General features: G+C 40.6%; 14 protein-coding genes. 8 read left to right on the top strand and 6 right to left on the bottom strand.

All coding sequences use genetic code 11. The features are described 5' to 3' along the window. Positions 1–4: 4 nt before the first annotated feature. The 5 genes from secDF to gyrB all read right to left on the bottom strand — a co-directional run bounded on the left by secDF (position 5) and on the right by gyrB (position 8,442). Complete coding sequence (secDF, locus tag ACFQ1G_RS13510; RefSeq protein WP_380740388.1) at positions 5–2,983, bottom strand: protein translocase subunit SecDF; 2,979 nt, start codon at positions 2,981–2,983, stop codon at positions 5–7. 289 nt (positions 2,984–3,272) lie between these two features. Next, a complete protein-coding gene (mdh, locus tag ACFQ1G_RS13505; RefSeq protein ID WP_380740386.1) occupies positions 3,273–4,205 on the bottom strand; it encodes a malate dehydrogenase in 933 nt (310 codons plus the stop codon). Positions 4,206–4,289: 84 nt separating this feature from the next. Next, positions 4,290–5,288, bottom strand: coding sequence for a DUF6588 family protein (locus ACFQ1G_RS13500; protein ID WP_380740385.1), 999 nt, complete (start codon positions 5,286–5,288; stop codon positions 4,290–4,292). Between the two features lie 121 nt (positions 5,289–5,409). After that, the gene (locus ACFQ1G_RS13495) at positions 5,410–6,420 is read right to left on the bottom strand and encodes a DUF6588 family protein (RefSeq protein WP_380740383.1); all 1,011 of its coding nucleotides are present in this window, start codon (positions 6,418–6,420) and stop codon (positions 5,410–5,412) included. An 81-nt stretch (positions 6,421–6,501) separates the two neighbouring features. Then, entirely contained in the window at positions 6,502–8,442 is a 1,941-nt protein-coding gene (gene gyrB / locus ACFQ1G_RS13490) for a DNA topoisomerase (ATP-hydrolyzing) subunit B (RefSeq protein ID WP_380740382.1), read from the bottom strand. Between the two features lie 397 nt (positions 8,443–8,839). Between gyrB and ACFQ1G_RS13485 the strand changes: the two genes are divergently transcribed. Then, positions 8,840–9,421 (top strand): DUF2911 domain-containing protein, encoded by a 582-nt coding sequence (locus tag ACFQ1G_RS13485; protein ID WP_380740380.1) that lies wholly within the window; start codon positions 8,840–8,842, stop codon positions 9,419–9,421. 53 nt (positions 9,422–9,474) lie between these two features. Here ACFQ1G_RS13485 and ACFQ1G_RS13480 read toward each other — a convergent pair whose 3' ends face one another. Continuing rightward, positions 9,475–10,107 carry a 7-carboxy-7-deazaguanine synthase QueE gene (locus ACFQ1G_RS13480; protein ID WP_380740378.1) on the bottom strand — a complete coding sequence of 211 codons (633 nt, stop codon included), beginning with the start codon at positions 10,105–10,107 and terminating at the stop codon, positions 9,475–9,477. A gap of 185 nt (positions 10,108–10,292) precedes the next feature. Here ACFQ1G_RS13480 and dacB point away from each other — a divergent pair, with 185 nt between their 5' ends. The 7 genes from dacB to ACFQ1G_RS13445 all read left to right on the top strand — a co-directional run bounded on the left by dacB (position 10,293) and on the right by ACFQ1G_RS13445 (position 15,973). Then, positions 10,293–11,558 (top strand): D-alanyl-D-alanine carboxypeptidase/D-alanyl-D-alanine endopeptidase, encoded by a 1,266-nt coding sequence (gene dacB, locus ACFQ1G_RS13475; RefSeq protein WP_380740376.1) that lies wholly within the window; start codon positions 10,293–10,295, stop codon positions 11,556–11,558. 16 nt (positions 11,559–11,574) lie between these two features. After that, positions 11,575–12,627, top strand: coding sequence for a S66 peptidase family protein (locus tag ACFQ1G_RS13470; RefSeq protein WP_380740374.1), 1,053 nt, complete (start codon positions 11,575–11,577; stop codon positions 12,625–12,627). 143 nt (positions 12,628–12,770) lie between these two features. After that, positions 12,771–13,325, top strand: coding sequence for a hypothetical protein (locus tag ACFQ1G_RS13465; protein WP_380740373.1), 555 nt, complete (start codon positions 12,771–12,773; stop codon positions 13,323–13,325). 21 nt (positions 13,326–13,346) lie between these two features. Beyond that, a complete protein-coding gene (gene rluF, locus ACFQ1G_RS13460) occupies positions 13,347–14,210 on the top strand; it encodes a 23S rRNA pseudouridine(2604) synthase RluF (RefSeq protein ID WP_380740371.1) in 864 nt (287 codons plus the stop codon). Between the two features lie 50 nt (positions 14,211–14,260). Continuing rightward, the gene (locus tag ACFQ1G_RS13455; RefSeq protein WP_380740369.1) at positions 14,261–14,506 is read left to right on the top strand and encodes a DUF7218 family protein; all 246 of its coding nucleotides are present in this window, start codon (positions 14,261–14,263) and stop codon (positions 14,504–14,506) included. A 3-nt stretch (positions 14,507–14,509) separates the two neighbouring features. After that, a complete protein-coding gene (locus ACFQ1G_RS13450) occupies positions 14,510–14,935 on the top strand; it encodes a VOC family protein (protein WP_380740367.1) in 426 nt (141 codons plus the stop codon). Positions 14,936–14,953: 18 nt separating this feature from the next. Further along, positions 14,954–15,973, top strand: coding sequence for an AI-2E family transporter (locus ACFQ1G_RS13445; RefSeq protein WP_380740365.1), 1,020 nt, complete (start codon positions 14,954–14,956; stop codon positions 15,971–15,973). Positions 15,974–15,984: the final 11 nt, after the last annotated feature.

Here is a 15,984-nt window from a genome sequence, read left to right as displayed (position 1 = left end):
TTAATTAAGCTACTGTTTGCTCTTTTTGCTTAAGTTTCTTCTTTTCCTGCTGCTTATTGAAGGTATCATAAGTTACAGGTGTAGCAACAAAGATAGAAGAGTATGTACCTACGATCACACCTACGATCAAGGCAAACATGAATCCTCTGATGCTCTCACCTCCAAAAATGAAGATCGCAAGTAACACCACTAAGGTAGTCATCGAGGTGTTCAACGTACGGCTCACAGTACTATTGATCGCTGCGTTAATAGCATCTTTCTGAGTCCATCCCGGATGCTCGTTAAAGAACTCCCTGATACGGTCAAAGATAACCACGGTATCATTCAGCGAGTAACCTACCACGGTAAGGATAGCCGCGATAAAAGCCTGGTCGATCTCCATGTTGAATGGCATGAACTTGTAAGTAAGTGAGAATACACCTAACACGATCAAAACATCATGGATAACCGCAACAACGGCACCTAAACTGAACTGGTACTTTCTGAATCGAAGCAGGATATATAAGAAGATCACCAATAGAGAACCAAGTACAGCCCAAATAGAAGCCTGCTTGATATCATCTGCGATAGATGGTCCAACTTTAATAGACTGCATAATTCCAATTTCACGCTCTCCTTCACCTACTGAGAAATCTTCGTAGGTAAGGTCGGCAGGAAGGTATGATTGAAGAGAAGAATATAACTTCTGTTGGATCTCGTTATCGATCTCAGTTCCTTCTTCATCTACTTTATACTTGGTAGTAACTTTGATCTGGTTGGCCCCACCAAAAGTTTTGGCATCAGCACTTCCAAATTCAGCTACAAGGTCAGACTCGATTTGAGTAGGGTTAACCGGCTCAGTAAATCTGATAGTGTAGCTTCTTCCTCCTACGAAATCTACTCCCTGGTTAAGACCCTGAGTGAACAATGAGCCTAAACTCACAAGAATGAAAATTCCCGAAACGATGTAGAAAGTCTTTCTTTTTCCAAGGAAATTAATTCCCAGGTTAGCGAAAAGACCTTTGGTCATTGAAGTAGAGAAATCAAGGTTCTTACCTTTTTTACCATAACCATCAATGAACAAACGTGTAATGAAAATCGCGGTAAATAAAGAGGTAGCAATACCAATCAATAAGGTAGTCGCGAATCCTTTAATTGGCCCTGTTCCAAGAACAAGTAAGATAAGACCTGTAAGCCCCGTAGTAATGTTCGCATCAAGGATCGAAGACAAGGCATTATTGAAACCGTCTCTAATAGCGTCTTTCTGAAGTTTTCCTTTCGCATACTCTTCACGAATACGTTCGAAGATAAGTACGTTGGCATCAACCGATATACCGATCGTTAAAACGATACCGGCAATACCAGGTAAGGTCAATACAGCACCAAGTCCTGCAAGTATTCCGAAGATGAACAGAATGTTCACCACAAGGGCGATATCTGCAAATATCCCGGCTTTACCGTAATAGAAGATCATCCAAAGCAAAACAAGCACTAAAGCAATAGCGAAAGACATAACCCCGCTATCAATAGCTTCCTGTCCTAATGACGGACCAACTACTTCACTTTGAATAATATCAGCAGAAGCAGGAAGTTTACCGGCACGTAGTACGTTCGCTAAATCCTGACCTTCAGTAATCGAAAAGTCACCGGTGATCTCACTTCTTCCTCCAGAAATAGGACCGGAAGAAACACCTGGTGCAGAATAAACAATGTTATCAAGTACAATAGCGATCTGACTCTGATTTTCGAAAGCGTAAGCTGTCATATCTTCCCAGCTCTTCGCTCCTTTACCATTCATTTGCATGCTTACAGCAATACGACCAACCTGGTCATATGTCTGCATTGCATCAGTGATCACACTTCCTGAAAGTGGTGGTTCATTTTGCCTGTTACCTTTAAGGGCATACAATTCAGCAACCTCATCATCTTCGCTGGTCTTACCCCAAACGAATTTCGCGTAACGCTGATCTCCTGTTAACAATCCGCGAACCTGAGAATTGTTCAAATATTCGTTTACCTGAGCAGTATCCCCAACTTTGAAAGTTGCAAGGATAGGCCCTCCCTGGAATCCAGGTTGTACCATCAGGTCGAATAATGGATTATTTTGTTCAGCAACTTCAGTAGAATCATCTGCCGACTCAAGAAGGGCATCGATCTCATCAGCTTCTGCTGAAGTAGTGTCTGCTTTTTCTTCTTTTTGAGCAACCATGTCTTTCAACATGTTGTTAGCCTGCACGAAGAAATTCTGAAATTCATTGCTTTTATAAACATGCCAGAACTCTAACTGAGCTGTACTCTGTAAAAGTCCTTTTACACGGTCAATTTCTTTCGCTCCAGGAAGTTCAACAAGAATTCTTCCTGAATTTCCTAAACGCTGAATATTTGGCTGAGTTACACCAAATTTATCGATACGTTTTCTTAATACTTCAAAAGCCGAAGTAATAGACTCGTCAATTTTTCTGCGGATGATAGGCTTCACCTCATCATTGCTCATTTCAAAATTGATCTCGTCGCTAAGATTTTTGTTTGCAAAAATATCAGGGGAAGCAAGTTTCGCATCAGGAATATTTTCGAAAGCTTCGAAGAAAAGATCTACGTAGTTCTCCTGACTTTTCTTTTGCTCTTCATCTGCCTTTGCTAAAGCCTGGTTGAAAGCAGGATCTTTAGTATTGTTTGCAAGCTCTCTAAGAATGTCCTTAACAGAGATTTGAAGAATCACATTGATCCCACCTTTCAAGTCAAGACCTTTGTTCAATTCTTTGTCTTTGGCAGTATTGTAGGTGATCCCCGCAATAACCTCCTCGCCTCCTATAGAGTCAAGATACCTTTGTTCTGCCCTTTCTCTTAGGGTAATGTAATTTTCCTGATCTGAGCTGATTTTTTGCTCAGCAAATGCTTCGGCATCTTTCTCAACGTTATTCGCGATAAATGTGAAAGACAACTGATAAATACATACCAGCCCGAACAAAATCGCAAACACCTTGACTATTCCCTTGTTCTGCATTATTCTTTAATTTATGTTCAAATTTTAAAAACGGACAAATATAGGTTTTCAATAATGAAATCCCAATTATTTTTTTTTGAAAAAATTAACTTTTTAGATTAAAAAAGGAGCGGTTTGAAAATGTTGCTGAATTCTTACTTTTCCTCACATTTTCAGCAGATTCTCTCATTTGAAAATTGAAGATTTAGACGCTAAATGTCACCTGATTTTTCCAGAGTATTTTCGTCGCTTTAGCAATTCAGTTTTCTTCAAACAGCTCCTTTAAAAAAGCTCTATTTTTTCTGAAAATTTATTTCTTCAGATCCAAAAGACCATTTGTTTTCTTAACCCCTTCTGAACTTTCTTTCATCTTAGCTTTTTCAGCTTCATCAAGGTCGATCTCAACGATCTTTTCAATTCCATTCTTTCCAAGGATCACAGGCACCCCAATACAAAGATCATTAAGGCCGTATTCTCCTTCTAAAAGAGCAGAACATGGGAACATTTTCTTCTGGTCACAAGCGATCGCCTGTACAAGGGAAGAAACCGCTGCTCCCGGAGCATACCATGCGCTGGTACCCAACATCTTTGTTAGCGTAGCACCGCCAACCTTAGTATCTTCTGCTACCTGATTGATTCTGTCTTCTGAAAGGAACTTAGATACAGGAACACTGTTACGGGTCGCCAATCTTGACAACGGCACCATTCCGGTATCACTGTGCCCCCCAATTACCATTCCTTCAACATCTGAAGCAGGGCATTCCAAAGCCTCGCTTAAACGATACTTGAAACGGGCGCTATCTAAAGCTCCTCCCATTCCAATGATCTTGTTCTTTGGAAGATTAGTTGTTTTATGAACCAGGTAAGTCATTGTATCCATAGGATTACTTACCACGATGATAGTTACATTAGGAGAGTGCTCAATAAGACTAGAAGAAACAGACTTCACGATATCAGCATTGATCCCGATCAATTCCTCACGGGTCATTCCCGGTTTACGTGGAATACCGCTGGTAATAACTGCGATATCTGAATTCGCTGTTTTAGAGTAATCATTGGTCGCACCGGTGATCTTAGTATCAAAGCCCATCAATGAAGCTGTTTGCATAAGGTCCATTGCTTTTCCTTCAGCGTAATCTTCTTTGATATCAACCAAAACTACTTCTGAAGCGAAATTTTTAATGGCAACGTATTCTGCACAGCTGGCTCCAACAGCTCCTGCACCTACTATAGTAACTTTCATAATTTATGTGTTTGATTATTAGTGTTGCGAAAATACGAATTATAGAGGAGTTTTTATAGGAATCTATCCGTTAAAAGACCAGTTTTAAAAGCGGACATGAAGACCCAAATTAGCATTGAAATATTTCCCCCCTGTTCCCATCGCGCTTATTCTGAATTTTCCGAAATGCAAATTGAAGCCGAGATCTGCTTTGAACTTCGCCTCGGTATCGCCCAGCTTTTGCAATTCAGTATTCACCATGCTTAAAGCAATTCCATTTCCACCCATTTCATAATTGAAATTGGAATTGGCGATCCCTGCCGCAGCAAATGCTTCAAAAACTCCCCAGCGTTGTGAGGCAATAGCCTCCACCATCCAAAGATCAGCATCTACCATGATCAGGTCCATCATAACCAAGCCTTCCACCTCTATGGGTTCAAAGCCGTACTCTACATTGAACTTACTAAAAGCTATGGCCGCTGCCAGTTGGAATCCATCGGGATCATCAATAAAATACTGACTAAGACTATGTTTTAAGCCCACTCCGTACGTACTCGCCGTAACATCATCAATTGTGACCTCGGGCATTGCTCTTACGGTCAATTCAGTTTCATAAGGCAATCCTACAGCGAGCTGCAAAAAGGCATGAGGAATATAATCTCTGTTAATCCCTTCAAAAGCTTTGAATCTCACTTCCTGGGTTTGCATTTCCTGGGTTACAGGATTCAAAAAGGTCACTTCCCCAGTAAAATAATTATTAGTAGTTGACCCAAAAGCTGTGGGCAATCGTGCCGACTGAGCATTTTCTATTTCCAGCAGTCTTAGCTGAGAATTATTTAAACTGAAGTTCTTTTTTTCGTCAGGCACAAAAAGGGCATTTCCATGCAACGCGATCCTGAACTCCCATTTTTCAAGAGATTTGGCGGAACTAAACCATCCGGCACTAGCCTGGTAAGTAGCTCCGTTTGATGCCGGCCGGGCAAAATTATCGGCAAGGGTCAGCATATCGGCAATAAATAATTCGGTGTTTTCCTCAGATTGAGCAACCAGCGAAACGGGTGCTAAAACAATCATGATCAAAAGGGCTAATACTTTACTTTTCACGGAAAATATTTTAAGTGGTTAATTAAAAATACTAAAAAAAGATTTGCCCCATTCCGAATCTTTCAAGAAACAAAAAACCCGCAAAAAATGCGGGCTTTTAAATATTTTAAGTCAGCAACTGTTAGAAACTCAAATGAAGCCCTACAGACACTGCATCGTATTCCTGAAAACTATAATCTCCGGTGATCTTGAAGAACCCTAATTTCAAGGCCATCCCAAGGTTCGCCTTAATCCCGTTAATATCATCTACGATAGTGAAAGGATCTTCTACTTCATCGATCACGATCCCGGTATTTTCATCCCTGATAATGTAAGTTCCCAACATGGCCGAATCTGAAGAGCCGGTCATGTATCCTAAACCTCCGTAAAAATTGATAACTGGCAGGTTAGTAGAAACGATCCCTGAAAATAACCAGGAATCCATATTAGTCTTGATCCTTTGGTTCTCTCCATCTAAATAGCTCTGCTCGGTAAAATCATAAGATCCATTCATTCGGGTATAACCTACAAGACCGGAAACCGCAACCGGCAAATCCAACGGCAACCAGCTGGTGATCTCATGCTGAACAGCCGCCCCATAAAGTTCAGCCTGAACATTGTCATAATTCACCTTCGGAAAGTAACGCGCTTTCACTTCGGTTCCTTTAAACACCCCTAAACGCGCCTGCAGGAAAGCTGCCGGTACCATTTCAACGCCTGCCGCAGCCAGCCCGTCAGGAAGGGTAATTTCGGCTTGTTGTTTTCCAAAAGGAGTATCATACTCGAGGTATACGTTTACAGGTTCAGGGTTATGACCCAAAAGTGTGGAGACGTCTTTTTCCGAAGAACCATCCACAAACTGGATGTTTTGATAATCGGCAGTTCTCATATTAAAGGACTGGTGATCCCCCAGGTTCACGGCTGCATTTCCGATTATTGAAAATTCAAATCCAAGAACATTTTTAACTTCAGCAGATTGATACCAACCATTGGAAAGGTTGAAAACCGTCGCCTGAGTTCCGGGACGCAGATATTCCGTAGCAAAGGTCTTAGTGTCCTCGATTCCCGCAGCCAAAAGTCGGCCCAGGTTGTCCTGTGCCCAGGTCTGGACACTGCATAGCATTACTGCTGAAACAAGTAAAATCTTTTTCATAAGTAGTATGTTTTATCTAAAAAAGTGACAAATATAAAAGGAAATAAAAAACCCGGAGCCAAACTCCGGGTTTTAAGTATTTTAGGCATCGATGTTCGCGTAGACCGCGTTCTTTTCGATGAACTCCCTACGAGGCGGCACCTCATCCCCCATTAACATAGAGAAAATTCTATCAGCCTCACTACTATTATCAATTGTTACCTGGCGAAGAGTTCTGAACTCAGGATTCATGGTCGTATCCCAAAGCTGCTCAGCATTCATCTCTCCAAGACCCTTATAACGTTGAACACTTACTCCCCCGCTATAAGAATTCGCGATCTCATCACGTTCTTTATCATTCCAAGCATAACGCTTTTTACTTCCTTTTTTAACAAGGTAAAGCGGCGGCGTCGCAATGTAAACGTGACCTGCTTCGATCAATTCCTTCATATATCTAAAGAAGAATGTAAGAATCAAGGTAGCAATGTGACTACCATCAACATCGGCATCACACATGATCACGATCTTGTGATATCTAAGTTTGCTAAGGTTTAGAGCCTTACTGTCATCTTCGGTACCAATGGTCACCCCAAGAGCAGTGTAGATATTCTTGATCTCTTCATTTTCAAAAACCTTGTGACTCATGGCTTTTTCCACGTTCAGGATCTTACCTCTTAAAGGCAAAATAGCCTGGAAGTGACGGTCACGACCCTGTTTGGCCGTTCCACCCGCAGAGTCTCCCTCAACAAGGAAAACTTCACTTTCATGAGGATCCTGGGAAGCACAATCTGAAAGTTTCCCCGGAAGTCCACCTCCGCTCATTACGGTTTTACGCTGCACCATCTCACGAGCTTTCTTGGCTGCATGTCTTGCCTGCGCTGCCAGGATCACTTTCTGAACGATGATCTTCGCATCATTAGGATTCTCTTCCAGATAGATCTCCAGCATTTCAGAAACCGCCTGCGATACGGCTGAAGTAACTTCACGGTTACCAAGTTTCGTCTTTGTCTGACCCTCAAACTGAGGCTCAGAAACTTTTACAGATACGATCGCGGTAAGCCCTTCCCTGAAATCATCTCCTGAGATCTCAAACTTCAGCTTATCCAGCATTCCGGAAGCATCTGCATATTTTTTCAAGGTGGTGGTCAAACCTCTTCGGAAACCTGCAAGGTGAGTACCTCCCTCGTGTGTATTAATGTTATTTACGTAAGAATGAAGGTTCTCATTAAACGAGGTATTATATACCATCGCAACCTCAACCGGGATATCATTCTTCTCCCCCTCTATAGAGATCACATCATTAATGATAGACTCTCTGGTTCCGTCCAGAAAACGGATAAATTCCTTAAGCCCCTCTTCTGAATGAAATACCTCAGAAACAAACTCCCCATTCTCATCTTTCTCTCTTCTGTCTGTAAGCGTTATTCTAATCCCTTTATTCAGGAATGCCAGTTCACGCATACGGCTGGCAAGAGTCTCATAACTATAAACCGTGGTTTGCTGGAAAATGGAAGCATCTGGCTTAAAAGTCACGATCGTTCCATTCTCTGAAGTTTCACCAACAGATCTTACAGGATAGGAGGGTTTCCCTCGCTCATATTCCTGCTCCCAAATGATTCCGTCGCGATACACAGTAGCCTTAAGGTGATCTGAAAGTGCGTTCACACAACTAACACCAACTCCGTGGAGTCCTCCGGAAACTTTATATGAATCCTTATCGAATTTACCTCCGGCTCCAATTTTGGTCATTACAACCTCAAGAGCAGAAACTCCTTCTTTTTTATGCAGGTCTACAGGTATTCCCCGACCATTATCTTCAGTAGTAATAGAGTTATCCTCATTAATGGTCACCTTAATGGTGTCGCAGTGCCCAGCCAGGGCCTCATCAATCGAGTTATCCACTACCTCATAAACCAGGTGGTGCAATCCTCGAACTCCAGTATCCCCAATATACATCGAAGGACGCATGCGCACATGCTCCATCCCCTCAAGCGCCTGAATACTATCGGCCGAATAACCGCTTCTTTTAACCTCTTCGCTCATACTTAAATTCGTTAAAATTTTGTCAAATCCTATAACGAACAAATATACCAAAAAGCATCCTTTTTTCCCACTTTAACAGGCAACAAACCTTCTAAGTTATCAACAATTTTTGTGGAAAAGGAACCTCGCGAAATCATTTTAATTAATCCCAGTCAATTTAGGATCAGACTGATATAGTTGATATTAAGTCATTTTTAATCTCAATTTTCATGAAAGGAAAACCATCTGCTTATAAACAGATAATAACTTCTAAATCCTATGAGTTATTTATAGAAAATATCAAGGTTCCGATCAAATGATTCCTTTTAATTATTTTTAACGAATATTATAGAAACCATTAACTGAAAAATGAAACTCACCAAAGTATATTTAAATTATTAATTAAAAAAACCCTTTTATGAAACGATCACTTATAGTAATCGCATTATTTATTGGATGTTTAGGAATCCCTCAACTCCAGGCACAGGATAAAGAAAAACCTGAAACGACAAAAGATAAAGACGGCCCGAACTTTTCAAAACTGGATGTAAGTCCACTGGATGTAGTTTTATTCAGAGGAGAAAATAACGAACCTCTTGCCCGGGTGCTTTATAGCCGACCTCAGGCTCGCGACAGGGAGGTATTCGGAAAATTAGTTCCTTATGGGGAAGTCTGGAGAACCGGAGCCAATGAGGCCACTGAAATAACCTTGTATCAGGATATGACCGTACAGGGTGAAAAGATCAAAAAAGGAACTTACACCTTGTTCACTATCCCTGATAAGAATCAATGGACGATCATCCTTAATAACAGCACCAATATTTGGGGTGCTTATGACTACCATGTAGAAAAAGATGTCGCGAGAATAACGGTACCAGTCAAAAAATCTTCTACCAGAATTGAAGCCCTTTCTATGGCATTTAAAGAGATCCCTAACGGGGCCATGCTACAGATTGGTTGGGATAATCAATATGTGGAAGTACCTTTCAAGAAGATCTAGGTCATTTAAAAATATACAGATCAAAAAACGCCCTTTTCAGGGCGTTTTTTCTTTTATGGTATATTCAGGTATTTATGTGTTTGCAGTGAAACCTTCCACTTAGGGTTGCTCATCACGTAATCGACAATCATAGGGATCACTTTTTCCCGGTTACTCCATTCGGGTTGCAAATAAAGAATACAATTATCATTAACCTTAGCAGCCTGTTCCTCAGCAAAGATCAGGTCATGCTTATTAAAAACAATTACTTTTAACTCATTCGCTACCTTGTAAATTTCTTCTGTAGGTAACTTTATCTTTTTCGGAGAAAGACAGATCCAGTCCCAGGTACCGGTCATTGGATAAGCTCCTGAAGTTTCAATATGGATCTTGGCACCTTTTTCCTTCAAACCAGATGTCAATTCGGTCATATCCCAGGTAAGTGGCTCCCCACCGGTAACTACAACCGTTTTACTGTGCTTCACAGCATTCTCAACAATGGTATCAACAGGTGTTGGTGGATGAAGTTTGGCATTCCAACTTTCTTTTACATCACACCAGTGACATCCAACATCACAGCCTCCGATTCTTACAAAATATGCAGCGGTTCCTTTATGAAATCCTTCTCCCTGGATGGTGTAAAATTCTTCCATCAAAGGAAGCATTTTCCCGGCCGCAACTAATTCATTCAATTCCTTCTCATTCATAGGCTGCAAAGATAACCAAAAAGCTAAAGGCAGAAATCTTTTTGCGATAACTTGAGTCACGACTTCGCAAAAGCCGCTTTTTTTCTATTTTTGAGGAGAAACATCTATAAAAACTACTCTTGAAAGGCCAATATTTCTCTTACTCTAATCATATTTTATGGCCGCTATTGGTTATTGTTTTTTTGATGAGCTCCTGCTCTGGAAACAGGGAGCTTCTCAAAACAGTTAATCTAGACATTACTTCTTCAAAAGTTTTTGAAAATGGTTTTACAGGACTGGCAATTTATGATCCTGGAGCCAAAAAGTGGGTTTACGAATACAATTCAAAAAAATACTTTATCCCCGCCTCGAACACGAAGCTATTTACTTTTTATACCGGTTTACAGGTTTTAGGCGACTCGGTTCCAGCCATTCGCTACACGATCAACAATGATTCTTTGATCTTTACAGGCACCGGAGATCCTTCTCTACTTCATAAAGATCTGCCGGAATCATCTGTTATCGATTTTTTAAAGCATAGTGACAAGAACTTATTTTTTATGCCTGCTATTTATTCGGAAAGCGGCTTAGGACCAGGCTGGGCCTGGGATGATTACAATTATTATTATTCTGCGGAAAAATCTTCATTGCCAGTAGCGGGCAATACGGTCATTTTCTCCTTTAAAAATGCCGAATCTATTCCGGAAGCTTATCCGAAAATATTTTCAGATTCAACATTGTTGGATAAAACGAAATCCGAGCGTTCTGGCGTGAAAAGAGATCGTCATCAAAATATTTTCAGGTACACAGTAAATCCTGAAAAAACCGATTCTGAACGAAGCGTTCCTTTTAATACTTCAGAAGCACTGGCGATAAAGATCCTTGAAGATTCACTTCAACGGAATATTGAGATCCTTCACAATGATCCGGATGTAAACCTGGAAAAGACCTTTTACAGCATCCCTACAGACAGTCTGTACAAAAGGTTGCTTCAGCAAAGCGATAATTTCATAGCTGAACAAATTCTTTTGCTCGCAGCCAACCAAATTTCGGACTCGTTAAAAACACAGATTGCCATTGATCATATGAAGGAAAATTTCCTGAAAGACCTTCCGCAGGAACCAAAGTGGGTAGACGGCTCAGGACTATCTAGGTATAACCTGCAAACTCCGGGCAATATGGTCAGGCTCCTTGAAAAAATACTGAAAGAGGTACCACAGGATCGCTTATTTGAATTACTGCCCGCAGGAGGCGTTTCGGGAACCTTGAAAAGTCAGTTCAAAAATGAACAACCTTTTATTTATGCTAAAACAGGATCTTTAAGCAATAATTACAGCCTGAGCGGATACTTAATCACCAAAAAGGGAAAGCTTCTTATTATTAGCTTTATGAACAGTAATTATATGGTCCCTTCTTCTGCGCTAAAAGCCGAAATGGAAAAGATCATCGAAAATATCAGAAACTTGAAATAACCTGAAGAAGAAAATTATGGAAAGAAGAAAATTCATTCAGAACATTGGAATCGGAAGCCTGGCGCTACCCTTAAATATTTTCAATCCCTCGGAAGGGCTGGAATTTTCAGATGACAGAATTAAGATCCCAAAAAGACTTCAGGCAGGTGACACTATTGGTATAGTAAGCCCCGCAAGTGCCATTTTTGAATCTGAACCTTATGAGATCGCCAAAGAAACCTTTGAGGCGATGGGCTTAAAAGTGAAATTCGGGAACTTTTCAAAGAGTAGATACGGTCATTTGGCAGGTACCGATGAGCAGCGAGCTGAAGAGCTTATGAGCATGTTCGAAGATGATTCAGTAAAGGCCATTATCGCTCTCCGTGGCGGATCAGGCTCTGCAAGGATCCTGGAAAAACTTGACTACAGGGTAATTAAAAGAAATCCGAAGATTTTTATAGGCTACAGTGACATTACAGCTTTACACCTGGCCATTTTCGAAAAGACCGGCCTGGTCACTTTCCACGGACCTGTAGCAGTTTCAACCTGGAATCCGTTTGCCTATTCCTATCTTCAGAAATTACTTTTTAATGGAGAAGCAGTGACCTATAAAAATCCTTCAGATAAAGGAAATGAACTGGCACAAACCAAGAATCGCATAAGAACCATCCAGCCGGGTACTGCAAAAGGAGAACTCTTGGGAGGGAATCTTTCTGTTCTAACCGGGTTGATGGGAAGCGAATATTTTCCGAAAAACTGGAAAGATAAGATCCTGTATCTTGAAGATATAGGAGAAAAAATTTACGCGGTTGACAGAATGATGTCACAATTACAATTAGGCGGAGTCCTGAAGGAGATCAAAGGCTTCGTGTTTGGGAAGTGCAATGATTGCGACCCGGGGGGCAGCGGCTACGGCTCCCTAACCATGGAAGAGGTCATTGACCATTATATCAAACCTTTGGGAATTCCAGCATTTTCGGGAGCTATGATCGGACATATAGATGACAATGCAATGATCCCTAATGGAATTCAAGCTGAAATAAATGCTGAAAATGGAATTATTCAGCTTTTAAGTCCGGCTGTACAATAGCAAAAAACATTTCTGTGTGTATTCTATTCTGAGGTTCCACCGACAATTCATACTTTTATAAAAATTTTAATTTGGTGCCTGCCACATAAGTTTTGAGAGGCATCAGCGTTTTGGAATAATTAAACAAACCCTATTAAAATATCATGAAAAAAGGTCTTTTACTTTTATTAATTACCTCAAGTATATTTATTTCCTGCGATAAAGAGCAGGATCCTTTTCTTATCAGCGCCAGTAGCATTGGTAAATTAACGAAAGATGTTCAGATCAAAGACCTGGATTCTGTTTTCTCACAAGATTCTATCGTGAAGCAGGTGAACGAAGGCGAGTTATACAAAAGCAATAATGAGATAGAGGTATATGACAAAAAGGGCAAAAAAATGCTTTTGATGGAACCGGTTCAGGCATTCGACTCTACCAGTACCGTTGGTTTCATTCAGGTTCTTGATTCGCGTTTTAAAACCGCAAAAGGCTTGAATACCGAAAGCACATTCAAAGATATCGTAGAGAATTACAATATCTCAAGAATTGAAAACACCCTTAGTGCTGCAGTAATATTTATTGATGACCTCAACATTTATGTGACCATTGATAAAAAACAACTTCCTGCCGAATTAAGATACGACACCCAGATGCGTATACAGGCTTCCCAGATCCCGGACGATGCTAAGATCAAGTATTTCATGATCGACTGGGATTAATAACGTTTTTGAATTAAAAATATGGCAGAAGAAAATCTTACCCGACTCAATAAATACCTCAGCGAAGTAGGCTACTGTTCACGCAGAAAAGCAGATACTCTCATTGAGCAAGGGCGGGTAACGATCAATGGCAAGGTTCCTGAAATGGGAACAAAGGTTCATCCTGATGATGAAGTAAGGGTAAATGGTGAACTTATCGTCCCTCCTAAAAAGGATAATGTATACCTGGCTTTCAACAAACCAATTGGTATCGTGTGCACAACCAATCCTAAAGAGAAAAAGAATATCGTTGATTATATCAATTATCCGACTAGGATCTTCCCTATAGGACGACTTGATAAACCCAGCGAAGGCCTTATTCTCATGACCGATGACGGGGATATAGTGAACAAGATCTTACGTGCGAGAAACAATCATGAAAAGGAATATATCGTTTCTGTAGATCGTGTGATCACTAATGATTTCATCCAGCGAATGTCTAACGGAATTCCAATTCTGGAAACCGTAACTCGTAAATGTGAGGTGGAACAACTGAGTAAATTTGTTTTCAGGATCGTCCTTACACAGGGGTTGAACCGCCAAATTAGAAGGATGTGCGAATACCTGGGATATGAAGTGGTTAAACTGAAGAGAACCCGTATCATGAACATCCCTCTTGATGTTCCGGTAGGTCAATATAGACAGCTTACAGAAAAAGAACTTTCAGGCTTGAACAAGTTATTGGGAGAATCCACAAAGACCGAGGAAGGATCCCTTCTGAAGGATGAAAAAGTGGAGAAAAATACTGTCCCAAAATCAGAAAAAAAATTTGACAAGAAAAGCTCCCGAACTTCAGAAATTAAAAAGAATTTGAAAAAGCCGGGAAGACGGAAACGGGAATCTTAACAGAGAATTAAGCAACTTTTTGAGCCTAACTGCCTATTTTTAAAAGAAAAATGGGAGCTAACAACAACAGGATCAAAAATGAAGACCAGTATGAGGCTTTAAGGGACAAAGATGCCAGCAAGGAAAAAGCTGCCCGTATTGCAAACACATCCAATTCCGGAAACAAGGGCGGAAAAGCTTCTAAATATGAGGAGCGCACCAAAGATGAACTGTATCAAAAAGCTAAAGAGGTAGGAATTGAAGGCCGCTCAAAAATGAACAAGCAAGAACTAATCAAAGCACTTAGAAATCATTAACATATGGACAAAATTCAACCCTTTCACCTGGCAATTCCGGTAAACGACCTTGAAAAAGCCAGAATTTTTTATCGGGAAACATTAGGCTGCGAAGAAGGACGCAGCAGCGATCATTGGGTTGATTTTAATTTCTTTGGGCATCAATTGGTGATCCACTACAAAGAACCTTCGGGTGAAAAAAATGCTGCCAGTAATCCGGTTGATGGAAAAGAAGTTCCTGTTCCTCATTTTGGAGTAGTACTGGATTGGGATACTTTTCAGAAATTTTCCGAAGCCTTAAAAGAAAAAAACATATCTTTTATTATCGAGCCCTACATAAGATTTGAAGGCAAAGTGGGAGAACAGGCGACTATGTTCTTTAACGACCCATCTGGAAATGCCCTAGAATTTAAAGCCTTCAAAAATATTGACCAGTTGTTTGCAAAATAACAGCTTTATAAGCATTACATGAACAGAATAAAACCGTCTTTAGTACGCCAGCTATTTGTTTTACTGCTTATTCTCTTTTTACTGGTATTAATTTTTAAGGAGATTCTTCCTTACCTCTCAGGAGTGCTCGGTGCGATCACCCTGCATGTGATCCTTAGAAAAAAAATGTCACGACTGGTAGAGAAAGGATGGAAGCCGGTAATGGCCGCCTCTTATCTAATTTTCCTCTCCTTCATTGGTATACTTGTCCCCATCACTCTTACGATCTTGATGCTTACCTCAAAAATAGGCAAAGCGGTCGCAAATTCAGAAAAAGTACTCCAGGCTATAAAAGAGCAGTTCGATCAGGCTGAAATTTATTTTGGATATGACCTGAGCAGAACGATTGACTCCTCAAGTGTTGCCACTTGGCTTTCTAATAACCTTCAATCCCTGGGGGTTGGTACCTTTAATGCATTTATCGCAATTGGGATCATGTATTTCATGTTGTACTACATGCTCATTCACAGGCATGAACTTAAAAAATTAATGATCTCTTATATCCCACTTGGCGAAGACAACCTGAAAGTGATTGGTGTGGAAGGTGATGAGTTGGTAAAATCAAATGCCCTGGGAATTCCTTTAGTTGCTTTTTTTCAAGGTCTTGTCGCTTTGATTGGATTTTTGATAGTGGGTGTACCTGATCCTTTATTCTGGTTTGTCATTACTGCTTTAGGGGCAATGGTTCCTTTCGTGGGTACAGCCATTGGAATTGTGCCCGTCGCCATACTATTGCTATCCCAGGGAATGCAATGGCAGGGGATCTTTATCCTGATCTACGGGTTTGTAATAGTAGGAATAACAGATAATGTCTTGAGACTTTATATTCTGAACAGGCTTGCGAGCGTACATCCATTGATCACCCTTTTTGGGGTAGTTGTTGGAGTTCCCCTTTTCGGGTTCATAGGTTTGATCTTCGGACCTATTCTTATCTCGCTATTTTTACTTATCTTAAAGATATACAAGCACGAATACGGAAAAACAGAAGATAAAATTTAATCTAAAAAATT

It is taken from the genome of Salinimicrobium gaetbulicola (assembly GCF_042676025.1).
Classification (GTDB): domain Bacteria; phylum Bacteroidota; class Bacteroidia; order Flavobacteriales; family Flavobacteriaceae; genus Salinimicrobium; species Salinimicrobium gaetbulicola.
This window is presented reverse-complemented; position numbering and strand designations above follow the sequence as displayed.